Origin of the sequence: Paenibacillus ehimensis NBRC 15659 (genome assembly GCF_004000785.1) — a bacterium.
In the GTDB taxonomy this organism is placed as follows: domain Bacteria; phylum Bacillota; class Bacilli; order Paenibacillales; family NBRC-103111; genus Paenibacillus_G; species Paenibacillus_G ehimensis.
The window spans coordinates 1-25,890 of sequence record NZ_BILX01000007.1 but is presented as its reverse complement, the minus strand read 5'-3'; the positions used below and the strand labels follow the sequence as shown (position 1 = coordinate 25,890).

Here is a 25,890-nt window from a genome sequence, read left to right as displayed (position 1 = left end):
TGCAGAGACGCCCTGCCGTCTACTCCGCTGCCGCCGGCCCGCGTCTTGCGGCTTGCTTGCGGTATTCGCTCGGGGACAGACCGGTCTGCTTCTTGAAGACGCGGGAGAAATAATACAGCTCGAGTCCGACCCTCTCGGCGATATCCGTCACCGTCCATTCGGTTGCGGACAGCAGCTCCTTCGCTTTCTCCATCCGCTTGCGGTTAATGTAGGCGATCGGGGAAAGACCCAGCATCGTTTTGAAATATTGCATGAAGTAGTTGGGATGAAAATGCACGAGCCGCGCCAGCTCTTCCACCGTGATCCGTTCCTGCAGATGCTCGTCCACGTAGTGGAGCACCGTGTTGATTTTTCCCGTTTCGGACATCGGCGCAAGCCGCAGCCCCCGTTCCCGCTCCAGCGCTCCTTCCATATACCCGGAAACGATTTCCAGCAGCACCGATTTGATGCGCAGCGGAGCCGTCAGCGACGGATTGTTGTACAGCCCGATCAAGTCCTGGAACTGCTTCTCAAGCCCGGCTTCGTCCCGGACATCGATGCAGTGGGGCAGCTCCAACATTTGAAACAGGTTCACGTCTCCCACCGTTGCCGTAAAATGGCACCAATATTTGCCGAAGCCGTTGTCGCCGAGCCGGCCGAACGATAGCCGCATGCCTGCCGGCAGCAGCAGCAATTGTCCCGGCTTCGGATGGTACAGCCGGCCGCGCAGCCGGATCCACCCTTCCCCCTCGCGTATAAAATAAAGCCGGTTAACATCCGGCAGCAGGTTGTTGCTCCGCCAATTCGGCCCCACCTTGGAGTAATAGGCCATCGTCACCATCATTTGCGTATTGTCCAAATAACTGCGCATCCGTTGAAGCTGATTAGAGTCCATCACAGAGCCGCTCCTCGCGCCGAAATGCTGCTTCGCGCTATATTTATTGGATTAGTCGGTCGCACCAGTCCATATATAGGCGCTCATATCGAATGCCTAGGCTTTAACAAAAAATCGTTGCGGATCCTCTCCAGCTCCCCCGATTCGAGCGTCCACTGGATGAGGGTTTCCCGGCCTGCTTCCGTAATTTCGTACAATTTGCGGGCCGGGCGGTTGGCCTGCTGCTCGATGCCTTGCAGCTTGACAAGGCCTTCTTATTCCTTTTTATACAATCCTTTCCAACCTGATTGCTGCCCACTTTCCAAAAGGGGCCGAACCGATCGTTCATTTGCCGCTTGATATCGTAACCGCTTAGAGGCTCGCGCGCCCATAATGAAAGCAAAGCATAACGAATGGACATGAAGACAACTCCTCTGATTTGGCCTTGATTTCTCCATAGTACCACATTGATCTATTTCGGCGGAGCCGCGGCGGCGCTTCAACGGGGATATAACTGCCCGACGTTCGAAGGGCTGGGTCAAGGCGCCACGATTCGGCTGCAGCGCATTCCGTTCCGCCACGATTGGGAGAACGTGATCACGCCGGTCGTCGATGATTTACATACCCGGCCGGAGGTGGATAAGCAGCGAATCGCTCTGATGGGCATCAGTCTCGGAGGACTTTGGGCTCCGCGGGCCGCAGCCTATGAGCACCGCCTTGCCGCTTGTATCGCGAACGACGGCTTGTTCACCTTCCAATCCGGCGAAATGGCCCCCGAGGGAGTGACCATGGACTTTAACGAACCGGGCAAGCTGGAGACCTTTATCCCAGAGCTGATGGCCAACAACACCGGCGTCCGCTGGACTGTCGATAACGGCGGTTCACGTTTCAGGCGAAAACATTCCTGGAGCTGATCGAGAAAACGCAGCCGTTCACGTTGGAGGGGATCCCAGCCAAATTCAATGTCCTATGCTCGTATGCGAAGCGGAGGCGACCATTTCTTCGCCGGCCAGCCGGCGAAGCTTTACGAGGCGCTGACCTGCCCCAAAACGTTCATGCTCTTTACGGCGGAGGATGGCCGCGAAGAGCACTGCCAATTCGGGGCGCAGATCTTGTTCAATCAACGCGTCTACGAGTGGCTGGACGATGTGATGGATGGTCTCGGCAGCCGGTAAAATTCCGGAGCGGCTTCAGCCGGTCGGCAGCATCGTTAAGCCCTATAAGTAAACTATGAATGGCGCTCAGAAAACCAATTTTTGAAAAAAAAAGATTGCCGCTACCCTGCCTTGAGGCCGGGTGGTCGGCAATCTCTTTTATATTCGGTCCGTTTAGAAAGCTTTGCAACAGGCCGCGCTATTTTGCCGCTCCTCCGCCCGCCTCCGGTTCCGGGGGTTCCGCCAGCCATGCTTCATCCAGCACCTGCTGGCCTTCCTTTTGAAGCTGCTGCAGCGCCTGCCGCACCGTCGATTTTCCGGTCATGATCCTTTCGATCTGCTCATCCGCCTTTTTAACGAATTCCTCATAAAAACGACTGGGGATATTCGGATTCAAGTCCATTCCCCCGCCCAGCGTATCGTCGTACTTCACTTGGTAAAACGGCTCCATGCTGCGGCCGTCCACCGTTTTGACGAAGCCCGAACGGGTCAGCAGCGAATTGGACGTCTTCGATTCGACTTTCGCCGCTTCCGCACTGTTGAAATAGCGGATGACCTTCCAAGCCTTGTCCGCCTGTTCCGTCCCCGCCCCAATCGCAAAAATCGGATTCAGGGAAAAATTCGGCTGCCACGAGCCGATGCCGTCCGGCGAAGGCGGCTTCACGATCTGCCAATCAATCTTCGAGCCGCTTTGCTGCAGCTGGTTAATCTGCCACGGACCGCTTATGGTCATCGCCGCACGTCCCTGGCTGAACAAGTCCGCATAATCGATATCTTCCTTGTCCCAGCGGCCTTTGTTGTTTTTCCCGGCAATCACCGGTATGGAGCCGTTCTTCCAGGCTTCCGTAATCTGCGAGAATACTTTCTGCCAAGCCTCCGTGTCGATGGTGACGGTACGTCCCTTCGCATCCGTCACATGGAGTCCCATGTCCTGTCCCATGGACCGGACCAACCAAAACTTGAACATCATAAGCGGCTGATGAAATCCGTAAATCCGGTCCGTCCCGGTCTTCGCGCCGCGGAATTTGCCTGCCAGCTCAAACAGGTCGTCCCAGGTCATCCCGTCTTTCGGGTAAGGAACCTTGTACGTGTCGAACAGCCCTTTATTGTAATACAATACCGAGGTCGAAAATTGAGGGGCAAGCCCATACAGCTTGCCGCCGCCCTTGGCGCGCAAATAATCGATGGCGGCAGGAAGCATGTTTTCGATATCGAATTTGTCCTGCTTGATAAACGAGTCCAGCTCGTACAGCTTGCCCCCCGCCGCCAGCCGCTGATACTCCCAGGAGCCTGTAATAATAAGATCGGGCTTCTGCTCGTCCAGCAGCTTGTCCATTTCTTTCTGCGGGTTTTTGCCGGGGCCCATCGTATCCGACGTTGCGATGACTTCCACCTCAAGCTCGGGGAATTTGGCCATAAAATAATCGCCGTACTGATCGTCAAACATTTCCTGACTGTAGTAAGCCACCTTGAGCTTCCCCCGCTCCGGCGGGGCGGCCGGCGCATCGCTGCAGCCGGCTGCGCTCCACGCCAGCGCAACTGCCAGCAGGAGGAGCAGCAGCTTGTTCTTCCGATTTCTTGTTGTTCCGCTCCGGTCCATTGCTCTCCCCCTATGGTGTTCCGCTGCCCACCGGCGCTTGAGCTCCGGCCGGCTTCTTCTGCGCTGCGTTTTTCGCTTGAATCAGCGCCTGCTGTCCGCTGGTTTGAAGCTCCTGTGTCGCTTGGGAGACCGTCTTCTTGCCATTCAACACGTCCTTGGACAATTGCACCGCCAGCTCCCGGAAGGCCGAGTAAAACTCTGTCGGCACGACGGGGGTCTCCTGCGGCTCCGCCGACGGACGAAGGCTCGTGAACGCTTCGACGAGCTTTTCTTGCCCCTTGACCGTCGGGAGACTCGGCAAACGGGCAGGCGTAGAATAGCTGCCGACGGTTTGTGTAAGCATTTTGCGGGTAGCTTCCTCGCTGTTGATGAATTTGACCAGCTCCCATGCCTCTCTCCGGTTCTCGGAGGCGGCATTCACCGCATAGATCGTGCCGACCGAGAAGGAAGACGATTCATTCGGCCGGGACGGGTCCGTCGGCTCGGTTGCGAGTTCCCACGGAATCGGGGCCATCTTGTATTTCGTAGCGGCCTCGTTCAACTCCTTGACGAAGCCATAGCTCTGCAGCGTCATCGCCGCCTGCCCTGTCATGAACAGATTGGCCTTGTACATGTCTTCCCTTGTAAACGATCCTTTCATCGTCGGCTGCTCATAGATATACCCGCCGCGGGCTGCATCGAGCACGGCCGTCCACACCTTCTGCCACTCCGGCGTATTGACGGTGACCTGCTTGCCTGAAGGGTCGAGGACGTTAAGCCCCTTGGCCTTGCCCGCCTGCAGGACCAAATCGTAAGGATCGGAATATGCGCGTATCGCAAGACCATAGACCCGATCCTTTGCATTCGGTCCGGACGGGAACCGGGAAGCGAGCTGCAGCAGCTCCTCCCAGCTCATGCCGTTCTTCGGGTAGCTGATCCCATGTTTGTCAAACAGCTCCTTGTTGTAAAAGAGCGCGAGCTGGTCGTAATCCGGCGCGAGCCCGTACAGCTTGCCTCCGCCCTCCGTTCGAAGCATATCGACGACGCCGGAGTGCATATTTTGCAGATCGAAGCCCTCCTGCCGGATCACGTCGTCCAACGCGTACAGCTTGCCCTCTTTGGCCAACTTCGCGTATTCGGGCAGCGACAGCGCCAGCACGTCGGGCTTGTCTTTTTCCATCTGTTCCTCAAGATTGGGCCGGTTTATCTCAGCATACGGAGGGCTCCCGATTCCTGTCGCCACCTTCACCTCGACATTCGGGTAACGGATCGTAAACGCTTTACCATATTGCATCATGAAGGTTGTTTCATGAAAATACGAAACCTTCAGCGTCTTCTCTTTATTCGGGTCCATCGCCTCCAAAGCCGCCTTTTCCCGCGGCTTGGACAGCTTGGACAGCCCTTCAACCAGCCGGTCCGCCTGGGTCCATCCGACCGTCAGCACAAGCGCGCACGCTAGCGCGGGGCTCCAACGGAGCCAGCGTTTCCTGCCGATGGGCGGCTGCTTCATCTCCACCCGCTCCTTCACCTTATACATGAGTTCCTTGGAAAAGCCGCCTTCCCTGAGCTGCAGCCGGGTCAAGTGCTTCTCCCAATGTTCGGGCTCGAGCCGTTTCGTCATACCTTTCTCCCCTCCTCGCCGAGCTGCTGCGATACTTTGGCGCGCGCCCGGGAAAGTCTAGATTTCACCGTACCTTCGGACACGTTCAGCAGCTTCGCGATTTCCGCGTAAGACAGCTGATGGTGCGCATGCAGCAGCAGCACCTCGCGCAGCTTGAAGGGCAAGCCGAGCACCGTGTTCCACACTTCCTCCTCGGCCAGCAGGCCGATCACCTGCGATTCCGCGGACGGCTCCTGGCCTTCCTGACGCAGAATGCCGAAAGGAATGACGCGGCGTATCCACGCCGACCGCCAATGATCGCGCACCAGATTGCGGGTAATGGCGAGCAGCCATGTCTTGATGCTGGCCTCGCCGCGAAACGTATATAACCGCTCGTACACCCGTACGAACACGTCCTGCGTCACATCGTCCGCCAACGTCCGGTTTTTCGACAGGAAAAAAGCATAATTCCATACGTCTTCGCCGTACGTCAGCATGATGTCCGAAAGAACGGCGTTTTTATCCAAGCCGCCGGACATCGATTTTAAGTATTCAAAGGCCACCCGGGTTCACCTCACAATGAATTGGACGGAGAAACGGAGGAAAGGTTCCCTTCTTTCAGAAAAATTTTAAGCTCGCCGCCTCTTTTACAAAAAAATGCACGCCCAACGGAACGAATCCGCGAATCCCCCGTCTACTGCTTGACAACAAAAAAAACAGAAGGGGTGACGAAAACGCATCGTCATCACACTTCGGAAATGGGTGGGATCGCAAATGAAACGATGGTCTAAATGGGTACCGGCGGGACTGGCTTTATCTCTGGCCGCCACAATGACAGGATGCAGCTCCGACAAGCTCGCCGGTGGTGAAGGAGGCAAGCCTGCCGTAACGTTAAAGGAACTGGGCAAGGACGAGAAAGCGAGCATCAAGGTGCTTTTTTTCGACAAAAATTATTTTTCCCAGATGTATGGCTCCTTGTTCTCCGCCAAATTCCCGAACATCGACGTGCAAGTGGTTTCCATGCAAAGCATCTTCGATCCGGGAAAAGACACCAAAAAGGAATACCAAAAATTAGTTGACGAAGAAAAACCCGACGTGCTTTTATTCCCGACGTCCGAATTGTTCGAGCAATGGGCTGCCGACGGCAAGCTGCTTCAGCTTGACGATGTCATTCGTCAGGACAAGTTCGATGTCGAGAACATGATGCCGACCGTCCTCGAGCAAATCAAATCCATGGGCGACGGCAAGCTGTACGGGCTGGCCCCCTCCTTCTTCAGCCAAGCGCTGTTTTATAACCGGGATCTGTTCGAGAAGCATGGAGTGCCGCTTCCGAAAAACCAGATGACATGGGAGGAGGTGCTCGAGCTTGCCAAGCGTTTTCCGACCAACGGCCAGGGCGAGCAGCGCATCTACGGGATGGCCTCGTACTACCAGTTTAATGGCGGCAAGCCGGTCGGATACAAATACATGAACGAGATCGGGTCCGCCCTGGGCTTGTCCATCCTCGACCGGGAGAAAGGAACGGTGACCCTTCAATCCGACGGCTGGAAAAAGGCGCTGACCCTGGCCGCAGAAGCCATGAAATCAGGCGCAATCTATAATGCAAAAGACAGCAAGCCGATCGAACCGGGCAACGGAATGACAATGGAAGATATCTTGAAGCAAGACTTGTTCGTCACCGGCAAAGCCGCCATGACCATCGGGGGATCGTACTATATTGAGACGCTTCTGCAGGCCAAGGATTCGCTCAAGGACGTCAAACCGGTCAATTGGGATATCGTGACCGTTCCGGTCGATCCGAGAAACCCGGAAGCTTCGGATGCGGTGTCCGTTTCGAAGTTCTTTGCCGTCCATGTCGATTCGCCCAACCAGCGGGCAGCCTGGGAATTGGTCAAATATATCAACAGCGAGGAAGTAGCCAAAGCGACGGTCTCCTCGAATCCGGGCGAGCTGTCCACCAGAACGGCCTACATCAAAGAACGGGACGGCCGCAGCCTCGAACCGCTCACGATGCTGAAAATGGTCCGTAACGGCTATCCGAAAGGCGCGGAGCCGGTGCCGGTGTCGTTCTACTCGGCCTTCGACCAAATGGCCGAAGCGGAGGTGCAAGCCGTCGTCGAAAGCAAAAAATCGGTCGATGAAGCTCTCAAAACGATGCAGGAAAAAGGGCAGGACATTTACAACAAAGCGAAACGGGAACAGAAAGATACGGAAAAGAAAGGGCAGGGTTAGCCTTGTCGGGGAGATCGAACGATGTCGGAGAAGCCAAGACGATGGACAAATGGAATCGACTGGACGATGTGCGGTATTTTAGCATCGATTTACTTAGTTTGGCGCATCGGCACCGTCGGCGGCTGGACCTTGGAGTGCTGGGTCCTGCTTTTGATTTGCCTGGTTGGAGTGCGAAAGGACCAGGTTGACGTCGAATGGATAAAATTTCTTGCGGCGGGGGTTCCGCTTCTCGGAGTGTTCTATTATTTCTACGGCTCCGGCAACCACATCTGGTGGTCTATCGCCTACCGGATGTTTCAGAATAACCTTCACGTCTGGAACTGGGACAGCTTGATGAATCGTATTCCGTTCAACGATGCGGCATGGGCCCGGGCGGTCAGCCATCCGAGGCTGGATAAAATCATGGTATGGATTTACAACTACGGGTTCGTGCTCTCGCTCTGGATCTGCATCGTGCGCAGCTATTGGACCCGCAGCGTGAAAAAAATGCTGTCCTACGCCTTGTCGGGCCATTTGCTGCAATTTCCGCTCATTTTGCCGTTCTATCACTTGATCCTGCTGCGCGAGGTGTGGTGGGTGAAAGGGCAGCCCGATTTGCTCGGCCGCCAGTTCGCCACGGAAAACGATTTGCTGACGAATGTCATGAACTGCTTCCCGAGCATGCATACGTCGATTTCATTCGCGATGCTGCTGCTGGCGCTGCGCGAGCGGGACCGTATTTTCAAATACGTCATGGTGACCTACTGCTCTGCCATCATCTTCTCGACGATGTATTTGCAGATCCACTGGGTGCTTGATGTCGTCGCAGGCATGCTGTTCGCCTACGGCGTCGTCAAGCTTGCGGATGCCGTCATCTATTGGGGATGCAAGCTCATCCCCGCCCGGTTTAACAAGCTTTATGCGGCAGCGGGAGGAAGAGCCGGATGAAGCTCAAAAAAACGCATGTCCTTTCCGGCGGCGCATTGGTCGCTCTGCTCGGCGTTTTTATCGCTCGATCCGTGCTTACCGAGCCTATGGCGACGTATACCGATTTGCCCTACGGATATGAACTGAGCTACCCTAAGCAAATGAAAGTCGACCGTTCCTGGCCCGGGGTCAGAACGCGTTTTTTGGACGAAACGACCCAAATCGACGTGTACTACGACAATTTCAACGGCACCGTGTCCGATGCCGCCACGTATATCGGGTACGGCAACCGGTTTATCGAGAATACGAAGGATCACCGCGTGACCAAGAACGAAACCAAGACGGTGGGCGGCCTGTCCGTCCATTTGCTGAAATGGGAGCGCGATAAGCTCAAGCACGTGGAGAACGACAAGCCCTACTATGCCAGCGCCGAGATCGTCAAAAACGACAAAGAGGTGTACACCATCGTGATCAAATCCGCCCGGCCCGTCACGAATGACGAGGAGATCGTGAATTCCTTCCGGGTCATTCCGACTCAAGGGGACAAGCCGGAGCTCGGCACGGTGACGAAGAGGGAGCCGCTCAAAACGAATCCGGAAACGGCGGAAGCGTACCGCAAGCTGTTTATGACGGACGGGCTGAAATGGGGCATTTACGAGCGGTCGGCTCCGGGAAGAATGGACATTCTCCATGCGTTGGAGCAGAAGCTGGACTATAAGTTCGGTCTGTTGATCCTGTACAAGTCTCTATCCACAGGCTTTCCGGCGGACGATCTGAAAAACGCGTACGATGACAACCGCCTGGTCCAATTGACGCTGCAAACGATGCGGTTCGGCGAAGCGAATCCCAGCGTGATGTACGACATTTTGAACGGAAAATATGACGAGTTTTTCACCAAATACGCGCAGGACATCAAGGCGTTCGGCCGGCCCCTGCTGTTCCGGCTCAACAACGAGATGAACGGGGACTGGGTGCCTTATTCCGCCTATCATAACTCCAAGGACCCGGAGCTGTATACGGAGGTCTGGAAATACATTTACCGGACGTTCCAGAGTCAGGGCGTCGATAACGTATTGTGGGTATGGAATCCGAATCACCTGTCCAAGCCCGAATTCCAGTGGAATCATCCGCTGCTTTATTATCCGGGCGACGCCTACGTGGATGTGATCGGGCTGACCGCGTACAATACGGGCACGTATTACCCGGGCGAGCAATGGAGCACCTTCGACGAGCTGTATGCGCCTTTGTACGCCCAATACAGCAAGTGGTTCGAACAGCCGCTGATGATCACGGAATTTGCCTCCAGTTCCGTCGGCGGAGATAAAGCGCAGTGGGTGGACCACATGTTTAAGGACATCAAGAAATATCCCAAGCTGAAAGCGGCCATCTGGTGGAGCCATACGGATTTCGATCCGGACGACCGGCCGGCCCGCAAATATAAGCTGGACGAAACGCCGGAGGTGGTCGACCGGTTCCGTCAGCATTTGCAGGAATATAAGTAGTCCCGGAGGCAGCTCCTTATCGCTCCGTTTGTTTCATCGTTTCCGTGCCCGGGTAAAAAGAGGCAAGCCAGTCAGTCCACCTTCCAAAAGGAGCGTGAAGAAGATGATAAGCTTGCTGATTACCTTAATTATGGCGGTTGTGATCGGAGCGATCGGTTCCGCTATTGCGCCGGGAGCGATGCCGGGAGGCATGATCGGCTCCATGATCGCCGGGTTCGTAGGCGCTTGGCTCGGCTATCTGCTGCTCGGTTCCTGGGGACCCGTCATCGGCGGCTTCGCGGTCGTACCGGCGATTATCGGCGCCGCGTTGTTCGTCTTCCTGCTCGGTCTCGTAGCCAAAGGCCTCGGCAACCGCGCAGCGTAAGCTTCTCGTCGCACCGTCTCTAGCGAATTCCAATAACGAATGCAAAGGAGCGATGAAGCATGACTACGGCAAATACAGCCAATGAAAACAAAAGCAACCTGCTGCTCGGAACGTTGATCGGTGGCGCCGCCGGGGCGCTGATCGCCCTCTTGCTGGCGCCGAAATCCGGACGCGAGCTGCGCAGCGACCTGATGGACGCCATGCAGACCTTGCAGACCAAAGGCCAGGAGCTGATGGCTGCCTGCAAGGAAAAAGCTTCCGAAACCGTCGAAACGGTACGGGAGCAGGGCAGCCAACTGGTGGACAAAGCGCACGACATGACCGACCGCGTTGCGGAGGCGTCGCATCAAGCGCTTGACCGTGCGGCCGGGGCCACGCAGGAGAAGCTGGACAAAGCGCAATCCGCCGGCCACCGCGCCCTCGATAACGCTCAGAGCACGTCCCATAAAGCGATCGATCAGGCCGACCGCGCGGCAGCTTCAACGGCATCGAAGCAATAGCGCATTGCCTAAATAAGCGGGCTCAAAAACTGCTGCGATACAAACTGTCTCTTGTAGAAGGGACAGTTTGTTCGTTTTTTTGCGCCTGGCCGGATTTTAAAACCGGACATCGCTTGAGTGAACAATTGCGGCTAATTGAGTAAGAATACAATTGTGATGGTTTATGATTTGTTCTGCCGTCAATTCATCGGAATCGTAGGTACTATGGCAATCTTTTACCAATTCTACTTGATAACCTCGCGAATAAGCGCTTTTCACTGTTGTATCGACGCAATACTCGGTTTGAACGCCGCACATCACTAATGTGCCGATACCATGATCCCGCAGCTGCGCATGGAGCTCGGACTCCAGAAACGAGTCCGCATGATGTTTAATGATGACATGATCTTGTGCAGCGGGAGCGATCTGTGGATGTACTTGCCATAGCGGTTGATTCTCGGACCTTAGAGAACCCTCCGGCTCGGTATACATGATATAGAAAACGGGTGAATTTTCCTTCTTTGCTTTATCGATCAAGCGCTTTGTATTTTCAAGCAGTTGTTCTTCTTGATAGATCGCTTTTCCGCCGTAATCCTTCCACACAAAAGGCATAACCTGCATGTCGATAATAAGCAGTGCTTTTTTCATTTCAGGTAACCCTCCTTGTTCCCTTTCTCAATTTCTCATGTTTCCATAATCCGTGACGGGTGCAATACGTATATAGCGTTCCGCCGTGCATTTGGGGGAAACGTAATTCTGCGCTTTGTTCCGGGTACAATTTCATGAACAGCAGCCTGTCATAAGAGATATAAGCAACAAACGAGATATAATGATCTCTGCTCATTTCATGTGGAATGGTAATAAAGTAATCATCTTCAATCGCATCAACGGTGATTTTGTGTTCTTCGTTCTCCGGCTTTGGAAGCAATTCCTTCAAAAGTCGGCCGCAGCATGAAATGCTTGTGGCCCCCGTGCTGGTCATAACATTCCCGCAGCTTTGACATGCGTAAAATCTGATTTGATTCATATTCCCTCTGTCCTGTTCATTCGGATTTAACTCCCCCGATAAAAGCTTCTCAATATGGACTCCTAATATTTTGGATAGCTCGCCAAGCAAGGACACATCGGGACACCCTAAACCGCGTTCCCATTTCGAAATCGTCTTGTCGCTGATATTCATAAGCTCGGCCAGGTCCTTCTGCGTCATGTTTTTCTCTTTACGAAGACTCAGAATGAGCCCTCCCACTTTATTGCAATCCACATGCTTCCCCCCCCCATAGTTAGAATATCGGTTAAGCAGGCCCTGCTCAATAAACGCTCCGTAGAGTGCCGCCGTGAAAAGCCTAATCCTCCTTACGGGGCATCCTATAGGAGTACTAGCTTAAGTTAGTACTCGTCGTGGACAAGCTGCGCCGTTTATGATGGACGGTGAAACTGGAGCAGAAGGGTGACAGATATGGACCGATTCAAGCTTGCAATTTTATTCCTTGGCCCGACGATCATGATTGCGGCCGGACTGCAGGGGATGCGCAGCGTCCCTCTCACGTTCGTTTTGTTTTACGGCTGGCTGCTGCTGGTTCCCTTGGGAAGCTTCGTTCTCCGCCGCCGAGCGGGAGCCTGCGCCGATTCCCGGTTTCAGACCGATCGGAAGCGGCCGCGGACTAAGAGCGATATCCTTCTGGGCATCGGCTCGGGCGCGGTGTTTCTCGGGGCAATCGTTACCGCTGCCGTCCAATTTCACCCGTTACTTCTGAATATTCCACGGTTAAAAGAGCTAGCAGGAGTGGCATTTTACGGGGGAGCATATGATGTGGCTGGTGCTGGTGCTGCTGGTGTTGAACCCGCTGCTGGAGGAAGCGTACTGGAGAGGATATATGCTGCGGAAGCTGACGGACGCCAGGGTTCGTCCAGCCATGGCCGTCTTTCTGACCTCCTTGTTCTACAGCCTGTACCATGTGTTGTCGATCATGCCGATCTTCGAGCGCCCTTGGAATATCGTGCTGGTGCTCCCCGTCTTCGCGGCCGGGCTTTTCTGGGGGTGGATGCGGCTCCGCCATGCCTCGCTGACCGGCTCCGTTCTGAGCCACAGCTTCGCGGATGCGGGCATCATGTGCGTTTATTTCCTCTATCTAAGCTAGCCTAATGCCGGCAAAGCAAAACCGGGGCCGTCAGCCCCGGTTCAGATGCGCGATCCATAATTCTTCCGTAAGATGCTCCTTTAAACAGAAGGCAACCGGAATCCTCTCCCGCTCCGGCTTTACAAAATGCCCGTTGTCCAAGTAATACCCGTGCTCTTTGGCCGCCGTCAGCATTTTGCAGAATTGCTCGGCTGCTCTAATCGCCTCTTCTTTATCTGAAAACGTTTCCAATACGTTGCCGGATCCCAGCGGATTAGCTGCAGCCTGAATGGACAAATGGTACTTCCCGCCTTCCTCGCGAACCAGCACTTCGCTTCCGTGACATTTGATGCTGTGTTTGACCTTCATGACCTTCACCGCCTTTATCCTGGGAATAGGAAGTGTTGCTTAAGCATTATTACCCGCAGCCCGTCCGCCTGAAACGGCCGTGCGCAAGCGGCCGCGGCTATTGCCCGGCCCGCGTCCCAAGAACGATAGGCATTCCCTATAAGCGGAATATGTAATGCATATTTCCCAAACAAGGCCTAAGCGCGCATACTATTACACAACAAGACTTGGCAATAAAGGAAAGGGGTTCAACCGTATGGGAAAACTGTTTCCGGCCCTGCTTCCCGAGCATGAGGCGTTTATTCGCAAGCAGCGCATCTTCTTCGTCGGGTCTGCCCCGCTGCAGGCGGATGGCCATGTGAATCTCTCGCCCAAGGGGCACGATGTATTTCGCATCGTTTCGCCGACCGAGGTGGGCTATTTGGATTTGACCGGCAGCGGGAACGAAACGAGCGCGCACTTGGAGGAAAATAACCGGATTACGCTGATGTTCGTTGCGTTCGAGGGGCCTCCCCTCATCTTGAGGCTGTACGGAAAGGGCCGCGTCATCCTTCCCGGGACCGCCGACTGGGAATTGTGGGCGCCCCGCTTCGAGCTTCTGCCCGGAGCCCGGCAAATCATCGGCGTCGACGTTCACGCCGTGAAAACCTCCTGCGGGTTCAGCGTTCCCTTCTATACGTATGAGCGGGAACGCGACACGCTGCAGCGGTGGGCGGCGTCCAAAAGCGACGACGAGTTGAACGAGTACTGGCGCGGCAAAAACGCCGTGAGCATGGACGGCATCCCGACGCCGCTCGGCCGGCGGATCGCAGAATCCGCTCCCTTCGAGGACGGACGGAGCGCTAACGAAAAAACTCGCCCTTAGCTGCAAAGGGCGAGTCTATGAACCAAAACCGATATCGCCGGCTCCCGGCTCGGTAAAATAATTTTTCAGCTTGTCGAGGGCCCGCTTCTGGATGCGCGACACGCTCATCTGCGATACGCCGAGCTGGTTCGCAATCGTCCGCTGCGATTGGCCTTCCACATAGGCGAGGTGCAGCACCTGCTGCTCCTCCGGCTTCAAATGAACCAGCGCCTCTTGCAAGGCGAGGCGGTTCTCCACCCGCTGGTAGGCGTCGCTCGGGCTGCCGATCACGTCGCCGATCGTCGATCCGTTATCGTCCGTGGATAGCGGAGTATCCAGCGAGACATAGTGATAATAATCGCGTCCGGCAAGAATTTCAATCGTTTCCTCGACCGACAGCTCCATCTCCGCGGCGATTTCATCGATATTGGGGGAGCGCTCCAGCTTGACCGTGAGCATGTCCACCACCTGCTGAATCTGGTTGCCTTTTTCCTTGATTCGTCTCGGAACCTGGACATACCACGATTTGTCGCGCAAATAATTTTTCATATGGCCGATGACGCTTTTCATCATATAGGCTTCAAACTGCACGCCCATCGACAGATCGAACTGCTTCAGCAGCTTCAATACCGACATTTGCCCCACTTGGTACAGGTCTTCGAACAAATCGGGGCGATTGCGTGACATTTTGCCGGCCGCCATCTTGACCATAGGCTCGTACTCCTGCAGCAGAACCGTAGCCGTTTCGTTGCAGCCGGTTTCTTGATACCTTACGATGAGCTCCTCGGCACTCGCATTGGCAAATCGCTCCGAATTAATTTTCATACCATTTCCTCGCTCCTGCACACCCGCTTGGTCAGGATGACCTCCGTGCCGGTGCCCGTCTTGACCTCGACATCGTCCATGAGCGCCTGCATCAAATAAATCCCGAGGCCTCCTACATTGATGTCATTCAGCGATTTATCGTGCAGCGATCCGGCCCGCCGCGCCTTCTCCGCATAATCGAAGCTCGGCCCCTGATCCTTGACCACAATCCGGAGCCCGTCCTCGATTCGCTCGAAGCGGACCTCCATCACACCCGGACTGCCCGGTTCATAGGCATGAACCACCGCATTGTTGCACGCTTCGGCGACGGCCACCTTCATATCCTCGATTTCCTCGTAAGAGAAGCCGAGCTTGGAGCTGATGCCGTAAAGCGTCAAGCGGACCAGGTCGATAAATTCCGCTTCCGCAGGCACAGTGAGACTAACAACATGGGATTCGGGTTTCATACGGTCTCTTCTTTCCTTTCCTATCCGTTAATGAACGCGTGCTTGGGACTTCCCGGCGGCCTCGCTCGGCTGCAGGAACGGGGTGATGCCCGTCAGATCGAACAGCCGCTTGATTTTCGGCGGAATCTCCTGCACCTCGAAAGGCGCTTTCAGCACGTCCCGGGCTTTTAATACCGATACAATCACACCGATGCCGGTGCTGTCAATATAGTGCAGACCGTTCAGGTTCAGCACGAGCTTGCGGTTCGTATCCACGATGAACGTATCCAGCGCGCAGCGCAAATCCGAGACTTTGGATAAATCGAGCTCGCCGTGCAAATATACGGTATTGGCGTGTTCGGTTCGTTGCGTGTCGACATGAAACGATTGTGGTTTATTCATCATACCCGCGTGGTTCCTCCCCGTTCGCAGCTTGTCTGCTCCAAGAGCCGTGCTGCATTCTCGAATTTGTATGTTATTTACCCCGGGGCCGGACGCTTGAAACAGAGCTGGCCAAATTTCCTGAGGCTGGGGCCGAGCCCCGGTTCAGGTCCGCTGCGGATAGGCCTGCCGCCGCCCCGCTTGCGGCTTGCGGCTGCGGAACGCCTGCCATAGCTCGATCGCTACGGGCACCGCCTGCATGACCGTCGCGACCTTATCCTTGCCGGGCCCGCCTGCGGCTGCCGGCCGTTCCTTCACCACCTTGGTACGGATGCTCCCGGCTACCGAGGCAGAGGCTTGCTTGATCGAAGAGGTGATCTCCTGTACCGCATCGCCGATATTTTTGACGGAGTAGACGACCGAATCGATCGAGTGCAGCTTGTTGCGGACATCGACGGTCACTTCGTTCGTATGCCGCAGCACCTCCGTCGCTTCTTTGCTGATTCCGTTCACCTGCTGCTGCAGCTCCCGGATCGTCTCGTTGGTCTGCGTCAGCACGGTTGACAAGGAACGCAGAGTCATGATCAAAAAGACGACCAACGCCGCGAAGGCCAGCGCAATGACGGCTACACTGATTTCAATAATCATATCGTTCATCTCCTCCACTTTTCATGAATGCGGTTCGCGCCTAGCTTGGAATGTTCTTACCCGGCACGGTCCGGCTTGAAACCGGCGCTTCGAAGCCGGTCTTGTCCATGTTTCATCTGCCGCAGCGGCGGGGTAAGAAGGCACAGGCAGGACAACACATGACGAAACGGAGGTACTATCATGGCTAACGTAATGGAGAAGGAAAAGGAAACGAAAGCGGCAGAAGCCAAGTCGGCCAAAAACGCGAAGGATACGAAAAAAACAAACGGGCTGCATGCCCTCCTCAATCGGCAGGTCGCCAACTGGGCCGTGCTCCATATCAAAATTCACCAGCATCATTGGTATGTGAAGGGTCCGAATTTCTATGCGCTGCACGTGAAATTCGAGGAGCTGTACGAAGAAGCGGCTCTGACGATGGATCAGCTCGCGGAGCGGCTGCTGTCGGTCGGAGGCCAGCCGGTGTCGACGACGAAAGAGATCGCCGCGGCAGCCACGATCAAGGAGCACGAGCCGTTCGATTCGGCCGGCGACATGGTGCAGTGCCTGCGCGACGACTTCACGATGGTGATCGAAGAAACGGGCGAAGCGATGGAGCTTGCGGAGCAGGAGGGGGACGAAGGCACCCACGATATGCTGCTGGAGCTGAAGACGCGTCTGGAAAAGCATGTCTGGATGCTGAACGCGTATTTGAACGAATAAAACGGCAAGGACGGAGATGCGCGGCGCGCGACCTCCGTCCTTGCTCATTTTACAAGCCCTGTCAGCAAATGCCCTTGGTAGAGCTGGAGAAATTGGATCGAGAATCCGGTATGCAGGCTCAGCGCTACCAGCTCGTCAATCGTTTAGTACTTGCATTCGGCCTCGACGAACGCGCCGCTCCTCCTGCGGCATCTCCTGAAAATCGCTTGTTTGCATGGAAAACGGCTCCTTTGAGCTTTTACCATGTATACGTGCAGAGCGATTTTATAGACTATCGCGGGGGGAGCTGCACTTGGCTCCCGCCGGTCTCCACAGCTGCTCGAGCAGCGTCACCAGCATCGTTCCGAACAGCAGCGTGTTGCCGAGCACGTACGCCAGCATCGGCGGCAGCCCCTGGAAAGCCTCGGCAGGCAAGGACATGAGTCCGGCGCTGCACACCAGCGTGATGCCGAAGATCGTCAGCCGCCGCAGGTCCAGCGCTTCCTTCGAGATCGATTGCATGGCGATGACGATCATTTGCACGAAGGAAGCAAGCAGCGCGGCGCTTGCGATCGGCCCGGGAAGCAGAGCGACGGCCCGCACCGCGGCGGGGACGAAAGAAATCCCCGCGAACAGCAATGCCGCGGCGAGAAACGGGCGCAGCCGGGTCTGCTCCGTCATGCGGATGAAGCCCGCCGTCACCGGCAGCGGAACGACGGCAACCGTCGAGAAGAGAGCTGCGATGCCATGGGACAACCCTCCCGCGAAGACGCCGCGGTTCAGCGTCCGCTTCGGGTCCCGGGCAGGCTCCGGCATCGCATCGTGAACCGCCGTTACGGCGGCGATCGTGTTGGACAGCAAAATAAACGTGAACAGCGCTGCGGTCAGCGCAATTCCCGCATCCCACTGCGGCGCTCCCCAAGCGAAGAGCTCCGGCAGTTGAATCGGCGCAGCGGCGCCGGCCGGCGATCCGGCGCCGAGGCCGAGCAGGCCGTAACCGGCCCAGCCGGTAACGATGCCGATCATCACGGCATACTGCTTCACCCAGCCCCGGCCTTTGACGGACAACAGGACCACAAGGCCGAAGATCGCAATGGACAACAGCGCCGTGGCCGGGTCCGGACGAACGGCCATCCCCTGCAGTCCGAGCATGCCCTTCATAAATACGCCGCTAAGCTGCACAGCCAGAAGGAACAAGAACGTTCCCGTGACAAGCGGGGTGAACAAAAACAGCAGCCTGTGGACCCATCCGGTCAGGCCCAGAACGACCAGCAGCAGGGCGGCCATGACGACGCCTCCCTCAAGCAGCGGCAGCATGTCCTGCGCGCTCCGGCCCTGCTTGACGGCCACGTCCGCCATGATGACGAAGACGCTGACCCAAGAGCCCGCGGGACCGTCGGCAATCGGGTACCGGTGGCCGATCCAGCCTTGCAGAAACGAGCTGAGGCCGACGACCAGAAAGGTCCGCTGCATCAGCGAGGAAATCTCCTCCGGCGGCAAATGAAACATGCCGCCGATGACGACCGGCAAAGCAATCGAATTCGCAAGCAGAAACATAAACCACTGCAAGGTGCTCAAGCTGCCGCCCAGGGCAAGCTTTTTCATGCGGTTTCCTCCCAAAAGCAAAAGAAAGGGGCTAGCGCGCCCCCGCTTTCCGTAAAATTTGCTCGATCTCGCCGAACCCGCGCTGCTTCGCATGCGCAAGCGCTGTCACGCCGTCCTTATCCGGGATATTCACATCCGCCCCATGCTCCACCAGCAGCCGGACGGCTTGCTGATGCTTCTCGCCTCCGCTGCCGAGCACGACCGCTTCCATTAACGCCGTCCAGCCCAAGTTGTTCACGTGATTGACATCGACTTTGGTCCGCGTCAGGAGCTCCCGGATCACATCCAAGTGCGCGCGTTCGGCGGCGGGAATGAGCGCGGTGCCGCCGTAACGGTTCGTCAGCTTCGGATCGGCGCCCGCCTCGATCGTCAGCTTCAAAATGTCGAGCAAGCCTTCGGCACCGGCATACAGGAACGGGTTGTTCAGCCGGTTGTCGCGTTCGTTGACGTCCGCTCCCGCTTCGAGCAGCAGCTTCACCGCCTCCGGCTTGTTCGCATAAGTCGCCGCCATCATCGGCGTGCGGCCCTGCGGGTCCTTCGTGTTTTTATCGGCGCCCGCCTTGAGCAGCCTCCGGAGCTCAGCCGTATCTCCCCGCTCCGCGGCGGCAATCAGCGCTTCATTCATCTGCTTCCCATCCCCTTTCGATTCGGCTTGAACGATTCCGGTTGCAGGCGCTTTCGCAGATTCCTGGCAGCCGGTCAGCAGCATAACGGGTAATATCCAATACATCCATCGCATCGGTTCACTCATGCCTCCTGCTTTGCTTCTCTGCCTTCTTATGCTAACATGAGCTTTACCTATACGAAAAATATTTATATTATTGATTTTCCATATGATCATCATATAGTTAGGCAGGTGGTTCCGGATGGACATCAGGCAGCTGCGCTATTTCATTGCGATTGCCGAGGAACGGCAAATAACGGCGGCGGCCAAAAGGCTGCACATGGCCCAACCGCCGCTCAGCCAGCAGCTTCATCTGATGGAACGGGAGCTCGGCGTAACGCTGCTGGAGCGGCAGGGACGGCAGCTTGAGCTTACGGAAGCGGGGCGTCTGCTGTACAAGCATGCCTTGCACATTACGAAGCTGTTCGAGGAATCGCAGATCGAAGTCAAAGAAGCCGGAAGCGGACTGACCGGCAAGCTGAGCATCGGGGTTAACACGTTATCGGACGGAAGGCTGCCGGAGCTGCTGCGGAAGTTTCGCGAGAAGTTTCCGGCGATTACGTACAAAATTCAACAGAACGAATCCGCCCAGCTCTGCAAGCTGGTCAAGGAACGCGCGATCGAGCTGGCGATTGTCCGGTTTCCGTTGGACCTCGGCGATTTCTCGATCCGGCATTTGCGGGAGGAGCGATTTTATTATGTCACTTCCGGGCGACGCAGCCCCTTGGACGGAAATGCGGTTTCGTTCGACCGGATCGGGCAGGAGCCGTTGATCCTCCCAAGCACGGAAGGACTCGGCGTGTATCAGATGATCGTGGAGGAGTTCGCCCGGCACGGGATGAAGCCGAACGTATTGTCCGAATGCTCCGACATCGCGATGCTGCTGGAGCTGGTCTCCTCCGATTTCGCCGCCACGCTGGTGCCGGAATCGGTGCTCCGGCTGCACCGCGGCTTCGACGTGCAGGTGTACGAGCTGGCGGGGACGCATATCGCCTCGTCGTCCGTTCTGATTTGGCTCAAGGACCATTACTTGTCCAAGGCGGCGCAGAACTTCATCGGGCTGACGGGCGAAGCTCCTTTTTCGGCAAGGACTAACGGTTAAAACGAAACGAAAACAAGCCTTCTTATCGTGGTAAGAGGGCTTGCCTGGGACAAATGTTTTTATGGATTAATTTATTCGGGCCCCTTCAAAACGGGTGGCCAACCCGCCTAGAATCTCTGCTCTTTCTCCGTAAATCTTAACAAATACCTCCACTTTATCGCCGGCTTTTAATTGGATAATACCCGAGGCATCGATAATGCCACGGCGGGAACTCACATTTTCCTGGTCTGACATTTTGGGCACGCCGTTGATTCTTATCTGCAAATGCGCGGTAACCGGTGTGAAATCGACCGTTTGAAAAGAAACGCTTGCCGTAAGAGAGTATACGCCAGTGCATTTTGGACAAAAGATAGATGCGGCCGGATGATACTCGTTGTTGAGATCGAACTCTTCGACTTGAAACCAAACTTTGGTGAGCTCATCCGGATAAAGCCTTTGGTTGAAGCCGGCGATGGCTTTGAACGCGGAACGATGTTTGGGATGCTTTTTGCGGATAGGCTTCTTAGGGGCCGGCCGTTCGCATACCCTCTTTTTGTCGGGAGTTTTTTTGCCTATCTGCTTTTTACATATCGGTTTTTGGCATGGCTGTTTTTTGGTTATCTGTTTTTTCGTTATCTGTTTTTGGCATACGATTTTTTTGCTTATGATTTTTTTTAACACAATCTTTTTACGGACAACCTTTTTACAGACCGTCTTCCTTTGGACAAGCCTACTCCCTGATCTTTTGAATGCCATTCGAAGTCCCCTCCTTTTCACCCATTTATTTGCTATAGAAGCTTGCTATAGCAATTTCTATATTCTATGGATCGATGCTTTTCATAGAAACGGTATCTGCCTGTACAACACGAAATTGGCGCGGCGTCCGTTAGCCATAAGCGCCGTTTTCCCGTCCGTTTTCCAGCAATGACATAAGGAAGCAAAGCTTGGAGAATACTATACCCCGAGCTAAGCTACTTTGGCATTCCATTACGGAAGGACGGATGAACGATGAAACGATGGATATCCCTTGGCATGATCGGCGTGCTGGCGGCCGGGCTGACATTCGGCGGGTGCGGCCAGAAGCCCGCGCCCCAAGACAATGCGGGAGCCGGCGGCGCACCCGCGGCGGGCGGAGGCAATCAGGCGGGCGCCAGGTTCAATATCGGAATGGTTACGGATGTTGGCGGCGTCAACGACAACTCCTTTAACCAAAGCGCCTGGGAAGGGCTTCAGCGGCTTGCGAAGGATACCGGGGCGCAGGTGAAATATTTGCAGAGCAAGAGCGATTCGGAATACATCCCGAACCTGAACCAGATGGTCAAGGGCAATTTCAACCTGACGTGGGGCATCGGCTTCATCATCGGCGATGCGATGAAGACGGTAGCGACGCAGCATCCGGACGCGAAGCTCGCGATTATCGACAATGTCGTCGACGCGCCGAACGTGGAATCCGTGACGTTCGCGGAGAATGAAGGCTCTTATCTGGTCGGCGTCGTGGCCGGCCTGATGACGAAGACGAATCAGATCGGCTTTGTCGGCGGCATGGATATCCCGGTGATCAAGCGCTTCGAAGCTGGCTTCAAGGCGGGCGTGGCCGCGGTCAATCCGAACGCCAAGCTGACGATCAACTATACCGGCGCGTTCGACAAGCCCGACCTCGGCAAAGCGGCGGCTGCCACGATCTATAACAGCGGAGCGGATATTATTTTCCATGCGTCGGGCGCAACGGGGAACGGCGTGTTCAACGAAGCGAAGGACCGGCTGAAGGCCGGCAAGAAAGTGTGGGTCATCGGCGTGGATCAGGACCAGTCGAAGCTGTTCGGCGACGACGTGACGTTGACCTCCATGATCAAACGCGTCGACCAAGCGGTCTACCGCATCTCAAACGATCTGATCGCCGGCAAATACGAGGGCGGCAAAACGGTCGTGCTCGGCCTGAAGGACGACGGCGTCGGCTTGCCGGACACCTCGAAGAAGAACGTGCCGGAGGACGTGCTCAAGAAGGTGGAGGAATATAAGCAGAGAATCATTCAAGGCGAAATCAAGGTTCCCGAAAAATGAGCGGCGTGAAAGTGGAAATGCGCGGCATCACCAAGCGGTTTCCGGGCATTGTCGCCAACGACGGCATCAGCCTGACGCTCCGTCAGGGCGAGATTCTCGCCCTGCTTGGCGAGAACGGCGCAGGCAAATCGACGCTGATGAACATTTTGTTCGGGCTCTACCAGCCGGACGAAGGCGAAATCCTCATCAACGGCGAGCCGGTGGCGATCGTCAATCCGAAAACGGCCATTCAGCTCGGTCTTGGCATGGTGCACCAGCATTTTAAGCTCGTGGAGCCGTTCACGGTGACGGAAAATATTATCCTTGGGCAGGAGACGAGGCGGGGGCTTCAGGTCGATTACGGGAAAGCGGTCCGTCATGTATCCGAGCTGTCCGCCCGATACGGACTGCGCGTCGATCCGCGTGCGCGGGTGAGAGACATTTCCGTCGGCATGCAGCAGCGGGTCGAAATCATGAAGACGCTGTACCGGGGGGCGGACATCCTCATCTTCGACGAGCCGACAGCGGTGCTGACGCCGCAGGAAATTCACGAGCTGATGGACATCATGCGCAAGCTGGTGGCCGAGGGCAAGTCGATCATCCTGATTACGCACAAGCTGAAGGAAATTATGGCGATTGCGGACCGCGTCACCGTCATCCGCCGCGGCAAGGTCATCGACACGCTCGCCGTCAAGGACACGAACCCGGACGAGCTTGCGGCCAAAATGGTCGGCCGGGAAGTCTCGTTCCGGCTCGATAAGAAGCCTGCCGCCGTCGGCGCGCCGGTTCTGACCGTGGAGAACGTGACCGCGCGGGGACCCGGCGGCCTGCCCGTGCTTAGCGGCGTCACCTTCGAGGTGCGCGCCGGAGAAATTCTCGGCATCGCCGGCGTCGACGGCAACGGCCAGAGCGAGCTGATCGAAGCGCTGGCCGGGCTGCGCGGGATCGACGGCGGCCGCATCGCGCTGGGCGGCCGGGAGATCGCGAACCGTTCGCCCCGCAACATGGCGGAGGCGGGGCTCGGGCACATTCCCGAGGACCGGCATAAGCGCGGGCTCGTGCTAGATTTCTCGATGAGCGAGAACATGGTGCTCAAGACATACTACACCTCCGCCTACAACCGCGGAGGCTTTCTCGACTACGCCGCGATTGACCGGCAGGCGCAGCGGCTGATCACCGAATTCGACGTGCGGACGCCGGGCCTCCGGACCCCGGCGCGGGCGCTGTCGGGCGGCAACCAGCAGAAGGCGATCATCGCGCGGGAGATCGATCTGAACCCGGATCTGCTGATCGCGGCGCAGCCGACGCGCGGGCTCGATGTCGGGGCGATCGAGTTCATCCATAAACGGCTGCTGGAGCAGCGGGACAAAGGCAAAGCCGTGCTGCTCCTCTCGCTGGAGCTGGACGAGATTCTGAAGCTGTCCGACCGCATCGCCGTCATCTATGAAGGCCGCATCGTCGGGGAAACCGATCCGGCTCACACGTCCGACCGCGAGCTCGGGCTGATGATGTCCGGCTCCGGGCGAGCAGCCGAAGCGGCGGCTCCTTCTACCTCCGGAGGTGAAAAGCATGGCTAAAGCCATTCGTGTCATGACCAAGGATTCGGCGCTCGTGCCGCTGGTCGCCATCGTGCTCGGGCTGCTGGTCGGCGCTCTCATCATGCTGGCCGGCGGCTATAACCCGCTCACCGCCTACGCTTCGCTGTTCGAGAAGGTCGTCGGCGATCCGTACAGTATCGGGGAGACTGTCCGCGAGATTACCCCTCTCCTGCTGACCGGGCTGTCGGTCGCCTTCGCGTTCCGGACGGGGCTGTTCAATATCGGCGGCGAAGGACAGTTCATTCTGGGCATGACCGGCGCCACCTGGATCGGCGTTAAGCTGACCCTGCCGTTCTGGCTCCATGCGCCGCTCGCCATCGTAACGGGGGCGGTGCTCGGGGGATTGTGGGGAGCCATCGCCGGGTACTTGAAAGCGCGGCGCGGCGTCAATGAGGTGATCACGACGATCATGCTGAACTGGATCGCGCTGTATCTCGGCAACTACATCGTCAGCCGCTACCTGCTCCAGCCCGGCCAGCAGCGGTCCTATCTGATCCAGGATACCGCCTCGATCAGTCTGAACGCGCTCAGCGCCTTATTCGGCAACGCCCGGCTGCATCTCGGCATCCCGATTGCCCTGCTCGCCGCCGTTGCGTTCTATGTCCTCCTGTGGAAGACACGCCAAGGCTACGAGCTCCGCGCGGTCGGACACAGCCCGTCTGCGGCGGAGTACGCCGGAATGAACGTGAATGCGGGCATCGTGCGCGCGATGTTTATCGGCGGCGTCTTCGCCGGACTTGCCGGGGTATTCGAGGTGCTCGGCGTCTTCCACTACCAAGTGATCAGCGCCGCATCGCCCGGCTACGGCTTCGACGGCATCGCCGTCGCGCTGCTCGGCGGCAACCATCCGCTCGGCGTCGTGCTGGCCGCCGTCTTATTCGGCACGCTGACATACGGCTCGGCCGGAATGAGCTTCGGCGCGGATGTGCCGCCGGAAATTATCCGCGTGATCATCGGCACCGTCATCTTCTTCGTGGCCTCGCACGGAATCATCCGCTGGCTTCTGAAGCCGCTGCGGGCCGGGCGCAAGCCGGGGGAGGTGGCCTAAGCGGATGGACGCGTTTCGCATTCTCGGCGAGCTGATTCATACGACGCTCGTCTTCTCGACCGCGCTTATTTTTACGGCCATGGGCGGCATCTTCTCCGAGCGCTCCGGCGTCGTCAACATCGGCCTGGAGGGGCTGATGATCTCCGGCGCGTTCGCCTCCGCAGTCGCAGCCTGGTACGCCGAGCAAGCCGGCTTCGCAGGAGGCGCGCCTTGGCTCGGCCTCTTGGCGGCCATCCTGACCGGCATGCTGGTCTCGCTTATTCATGCAGCCGCCTCGATCACCTTCAAGGCCGATCAAGTCGTCAGCGGCGTCGTCATTAACTTTCTCGCGGCCGGATTTACCGTTTATCTCGTCAAAATTTTGTTCGAAGGCTCCGGACAAACGGAAACGCTGAACGCCGTGTTTCACAATGTCGCCATTCCCGGACTGGCTTCCGTCCCGCTGCTGGGCTACGGCGTATTCACCGCATACCCGACGACGTATTTGGCGCTGGTCACGGTCGCTCTGGGCTGGTACGTGCTGTTCAAAACCCCGTTCGGCCTGCGTCTGCGCGCGGTCGGCGAGCATCCGGGAGCCGCGGACACGCTGGGTGTAAATGTCACCCGCATGCGCTATATCGGGGTGCTGCTGAGCGGCGCGCTGGGCGGGCTCGGCGGCGCGACGATCACGCTTACGACGACGAGCAGCTTCTCGCACAATACCATTTCGGGGCAGGGCTTCATTGCGCTGGCCGCGATGATTTTCGGCAAGTGGCATCCGTTCGGCGCTTTGGGTGCGGCGATCTTCTTCGGTTTCGCGCAGGCGATCAGAAACTTCGTGCAGCTGTTCCCGGTCTCCCAAGCGATTCCGATGGAGTTTATCTACATGCTTCCCTATATTCTTACGATTCTGGTGCTGGCGGGCGCCGTCGGCCGAGCC

30 protein-coding genes are annotated in these 25,890 nt (G+C 56.8%); 15 read left to right on the top strand and 15 right to left on the bottom strand.

What is annotated here, in order from left to right:
• Positions 1-19: 19 nt before the first annotated feature.
• Entirely contained in the window at positions 20-874 is an 855-nt protein-coding gene (locus PEH01S_RS06155) for a helix-turn-helix domain-containing protein (RefSeq protein ID WP_025845328.1), read from the bottom strand.
• A gap of 446 nt (positions 875-1,320) precedes the next feature.
• On the opposite strand from PEH01S_RS06155, the gene PEH01S_RS35030 reads away from it, so the two are divergent.
• Complete coding sequence (locus PEH01S_RS35030) at positions 1,321-1,767, top strand: alpha/beta hydrolase family protein (protein WP_174807104.1); 447 nt, start codon at positions 1,321-1,323, stop codon at positions 1,765-1,767.
• 48 nt (positions 1,768-1,815) lie between these two features.
• Positions 1,816-2,028 (top strand): hypothetical protein, encoded by a 213-nt coding sequence (locus tag PEH01S_RS35025; RefSeq protein WP_174807103.1) that lies wholly within the window; start codon positions 1,816-1,818, stop codon positions 2,026-2,028.
• A 178-nt stretch (positions 2,029-2,206) separates the two neighbouring features.
• Here the strand turns inward: PEH01S_RS35025 and PEH01S_RS06140 are convergent, their stop codons facing one another.
• Genes PEH01S_RS06140 through PEH01S_RS06130 form a run of 3 tightly spaced genes read right to left on the bottom strand, consistent with a single transcriptional unit; the run spans position 2,207 to position 5,749 of the window.
• Positions 2,207-3,607 (bottom strand): extracellular solute-binding protein, encoded by a 1,401-nt coding sequence (locus PEH01S_RS06140; protein WP_127484270.1) that lies wholly within the window; start codon positions 3,605-3,607, stop codon positions 2,207-2,209.
• Between the two features lie 10 nt (positions 3,608-3,617).
• On the bottom strand, positions 3,618-5,207 hold the full coding sequence (locus tag PEH01S_RS06135) for an ABC transporter substrate-binding protein (RefSeq protein WP_127484269.1): 1,590 nt from the start codon (positions 5,205-5,207) through the stop codon (positions 3,618-3,620).
• A complete protein-coding gene (locus PEH01S_RS06130) occupies positions 5,204-5,749 on the bottom strand; it encodes a sigma-70 family RNA polymerase sigma factor (protein WP_025845339.1) in 546 nt (181 codons plus the stop codon). The genes PEH01S_RS06135 and PEH01S_RS06130 overlap by 4 nt, the downstream gene beginning before the upstream one ends.
• Before the next feature lie 211 nt (positions 5,750-5,960).
• On the opposite strand from PEH01S_RS06130, the gene PEH01S_RS06125 reads away from it, so the two are divergent.
• From PEH01S_RS06125 to PEH01S_RS06105, 5 genes are all read left to right on the top strand, one after another.
• Complete coding sequence (locus PEH01S_RS06125; protein ID WP_127484268.1) at positions 5,961-7,418, top strand: ABC transporter substrate-binding protein; 1,458 nt, start codon at positions 5,961-5,963, stop codon at positions 7,416-7,418.
• Positions 7,419-7,439: 21 nt separating this feature from the next.
• Positions 7,440-8,345 carry a phosphatase PAP2 family protein gene (locus PEH01S_RS06120; RefSeq protein ID WP_246062806.1) on the top strand — a complete coding sequence of 302 codons (906 nt, stop codon included), beginning with the start codon at positions 7,440-7,442 and terminating at the stop codon, positions 8,343-8,345.
• Positions 8,342-9,826, top strand: a complete 1,485-nt coding sequence (locus tag PEH01S_RS06115; protein ID WP_127484267.1) for a glycoside hydrolase family 26 protein — start codon at positions 8,342-8,344, stop codon at positions 9,824-9,826. Before PEH01S_RS06120 ends, PEH01S_RS06115 begins: the two co-directional genes overlap by 4 nt.
• 103 nt (positions 9,827-9,929) lie before the next feature.
• Positions 9,930-10,190: a GlsB/YeaQ/YmgE family stress response membrane protein gene (locus PEH01S_RS06110; RefSeq protein WP_025845343.1), complete on the top strand. Its 261-nt coding sequence runs from the start codon at positions 9,930-9,932 to the stop codon at positions 10,188-10,190.
• Between the two features lie 59 nt (positions 10,191-10,249).
• A complete protein-coding gene (locus PEH01S_RS06105; protein WP_127484266.1) occupies positions 10,250-10,690 on the top strand; it encodes a YtxH domain-containing protein in 441 nt (146 codons plus the stop codon).
• A 96-nt stretch (positions 10,691-10,786) separates the two neighbouring features.
• On the opposite strand, the gene PEH01S_RS06100 is transcribed toward PEH01S_RS06105, so the two are convergent.
• The 3 genes from PEH01S_RS06100 to PEH01S_RS34475 all read right to left on the bottom strand — a co-directional run bounded on the left by PEH01S_RS06100 (position 10,787) and on the right by PEH01S_RS34475 (position 12,410).
• On the bottom strand, positions 10,787-11,317 hold the full coding sequence (locus tag PEH01S_RS06100) for a cysteine hydrolase family protein (protein ID WP_127484265.1): 531 nt from the start codon (positions 11,315-11,317) through the stop codon (positions 10,787-10,789).
• Position 11,318: 1 nt separating this feature from the next.
• Complete coding sequence (locus PEH01S_RS06095; RefSeq protein WP_127484264.1) at positions 11,319-11,930, bottom strand: helix-turn-helix domain-containing protein; 612 nt, start codon at positions 11,928-11,930, stop codon at positions 11,319-11,321.
• Positions 11,931-12,149: 219 nt separating this feature from the next.
• A complete protein-coding gene (locus PEH01S_RS34475) occupies positions 12,150-12,410 on the bottom strand; it encodes a hypothetical protein (RefSeq protein WP_164827700.1) in 261 nt (86 codons plus the stop codon).
• Between the two features lie 64 nt (positions 12,411-12,474).
• Between PEH01S_RS34475 and PEH01S_RS06085 the strand changes: the two genes are divergently transcribed.
• Entirely contained in the window at positions 12,475-12,807 is a 333-nt protein-coding gene (locus PEH01S_RS06085) for a CPBP family intramembrane glutamic endopeptidase (protein ID WP_127484263.1), read from the top strand.
• A gap of 30 nt (positions 12,808-12,837) precedes the next feature.
• On the opposite strand, the gene PEH01S_RS06080 is transcribed toward PEH01S_RS06085, so the two are convergent.
• Complete coding sequence (locus PEH01S_RS06080) at positions 12,838-13,155, bottom strand: hypothetical protein (RefSeq protein WP_025845350.1); 318 nt, start codon at positions 13,153-13,155, stop codon at positions 12,838-12,840.
• Between the two features lie 235 nt (positions 13,156-13,390).
• Here PEH01S_RS06080 and PEH01S_RS06075 point away from each other — a divergent pair, with 235 nt between their 5' ends.
• Positions 13,391-13,999, top strand: a complete 609-nt coding sequence (locus tag PEH01S_RS06075) for a pyridoxamine 5'-phosphate oxidase family protein (RefSeq protein WP_025845352.1) — start codon at positions 13,391-13,393, stop codon at positions 13,997-13,999.
• Between the two features lie 15 nt (positions 14,000-14,014).
• Here PEH01S_RS06075 and PEH01S_RS06070 read toward each other — a convergent pair whose 3' ends face one another.
• From PEH01S_RS06070 to PEH01S_RS06055, 4 genes are all read right to left on the bottom strand, one after another.
• Complete coding sequence (locus PEH01S_RS06070; protein WP_025845355.1) at positions 14,015-14,803, bottom strand: sigma-70 family RNA polymerase sigma factor; 789 nt, start codon at positions 14,801-14,803, stop codon at positions 14,015-14,017.
• On the bottom strand, positions 14,800-15,249 hold the full coding sequence (gene rsbW / locus PEH01S_RS06065; protein WP_025845357.1) for an anti-sigma B factor RsbW: 450 nt from the start codon (positions 15,247-15,249) through the stop codon (positions 14,800-14,802). The genes PEH01S_RS06070 and rsbW overlap by 4 nt, the downstream gene beginning before the upstream one ends.
• Before the next feature lie 27 nt (positions 15,250-15,276).
• Positions 15,277-15,630 carry an STAS domain-containing protein gene (locus PEH01S_RS06060; RefSeq protein ID WP_127484407.1) on the bottom strand — a complete coding sequence of 118 codons (354 nt, stop codon included), beginning with the start codon at positions 15,628-15,630 and terminating at the stop codon, positions 15,277-15,279.
• Positions 15,631-15,774: 144 nt separating this feature from the next.
• Positions 15,775-16,257 carry a DUF948 domain-containing protein gene (locus tag PEH01S_RS06055; protein WP_025845360.1) on the bottom strand — a complete coding sequence of 161 codons (483 nt, stop codon included), beginning with the start codon at positions 16,255-16,257 and terminating at the stop codon, positions 15,775-15,777.
• A gap of 180 nt (positions 16,258-16,437) precedes the next feature.
• On the opposite strand from PEH01S_RS06055, the gene PEH01S_RS06050 reads away from it, so the two are divergent.
• Positions 16,438-16,956: a Dps family protein gene (locus PEH01S_RS06050; protein ID WP_127484262.1), complete on the top strand. Its 519-nt coding sequence runs from the start codon at positions 16,438-16,440 to the stop codon at positions 16,954-16,956.
• 264 nt (positions 16,957-17,220) lie between these two features.
• On the opposite strand, the gene PEH01S_RS06045 is transcribed toward PEH01S_RS06050, so the two are convergent.
• Together PEH01S_RS06045 and PEH01S_RS06040 are read right to left on the bottom strand one after the other, a co-directional pair.
• Positions 17,221-18,540: a purine/pyrimidine permease gene (locus PEH01S_RS06045; RefSeq protein WP_127484261.1), complete on the bottom strand. Its 1,320-nt coding sequence runs from the start codon at positions 18,538-18,540 to the stop codon at positions 17,221-17,223.
• Between the two features lie 31 nt (positions 18,541-18,571).
• Complete coding sequence (locus PEH01S_RS06040) at positions 18,572-19,291, bottom strand: ankyrin repeat domain-containing protein (protein ID WP_407669421.1); 720 nt, start codon at positions 19,289-19,291, stop codon at positions 18,572-18,574.
• Between the two features lie 115 nt (positions 19,292-19,406).
• Here PEH01S_RS06040 and PEH01S_RS06035 point away from each other — a divergent pair, with 115 nt between their 5' ends.
• Complete coding sequence (locus PEH01S_RS06035) at positions 19,407-20,306, top strand: LysR family transcriptional regulator (RefSeq protein ID WP_127484260.1); 900 nt, start codon at positions 19,407-19,409, stop codon at positions 20,304-20,306.
• Between the two features lie 66 nt (positions 20,307-20,372).
• Here the strand turns inward: PEH01S_RS06035 and PEH01S_RS06030 are convergent, their stop codons facing one another.
• Positions 20,373-21,041 carry a hypothetical protein gene (locus tag PEH01S_RS06030; protein WP_127484259.1) on the bottom strand — a complete coding sequence of 223 codons (669 nt, stop codon included), beginning with the start codon at positions 21,039-21,041 and terminating at the stop codon, positions 20,373-20,375.
• Between the two features lie 252 nt (positions 21,042-21,293).
• On the opposite strand from PEH01S_RS06030, the gene PEH01S_RS06025 reads away from it, so the two are divergent.
• The 4 genes from PEH01S_RS06025 to PEH01S_RS06010 all read left to right on the top strand — a co-directional run.
• Positions 21,294-22,346 carry a BMP family lipoprotein gene (locus PEH01S_RS06025; protein ID WP_025845369.1) on the top strand — a complete coding sequence of 351 codons (1,053 nt, stop codon included), beginning with the start codon at positions 21,294-21,296 and terminating at the stop codon, positions 22,344-22,346.
• Positions 22,343-23,902 carry an ABC transporter ATP-binding protein gene (locus PEH01S_RS06020; RefSeq protein WP_127484258.1) on the top strand — a complete coding sequence of 520 codons (1,560 nt, stop codon included), beginning with the start codon at positions 22,343-22,345 and terminating at the stop codon, positions 23,900-23,902. The genes PEH01S_RS06025 and PEH01S_RS06020 overlap by 4 nt, the downstream gene beginning before the upstream one ends.
• The gene (locus PEH01S_RS06015; RefSeq protein ID WP_127484257.1) at positions 23,895-24,971 is read left to right on the top strand and encodes an ABC transporter permease; all 1,077 of its coding nucleotides are present in this window, start codon (positions 23,895-23,897) and stop codon (positions 24,969-24,971) included. Before PEH01S_RS06020 ends, PEH01S_RS06015 begins: the two co-directional genes overlap by 8 nt.
• A 4-nt stretch (positions 24,972-24,975) precedes the next feature.
• A partial coding sequence (locus PEH01S_RS06010; protein ID WP_164827697.1) for an ABC transporter permease occupies positions 24,976-25,890 on the top strand: 915 nt, incomplete at its 3' end.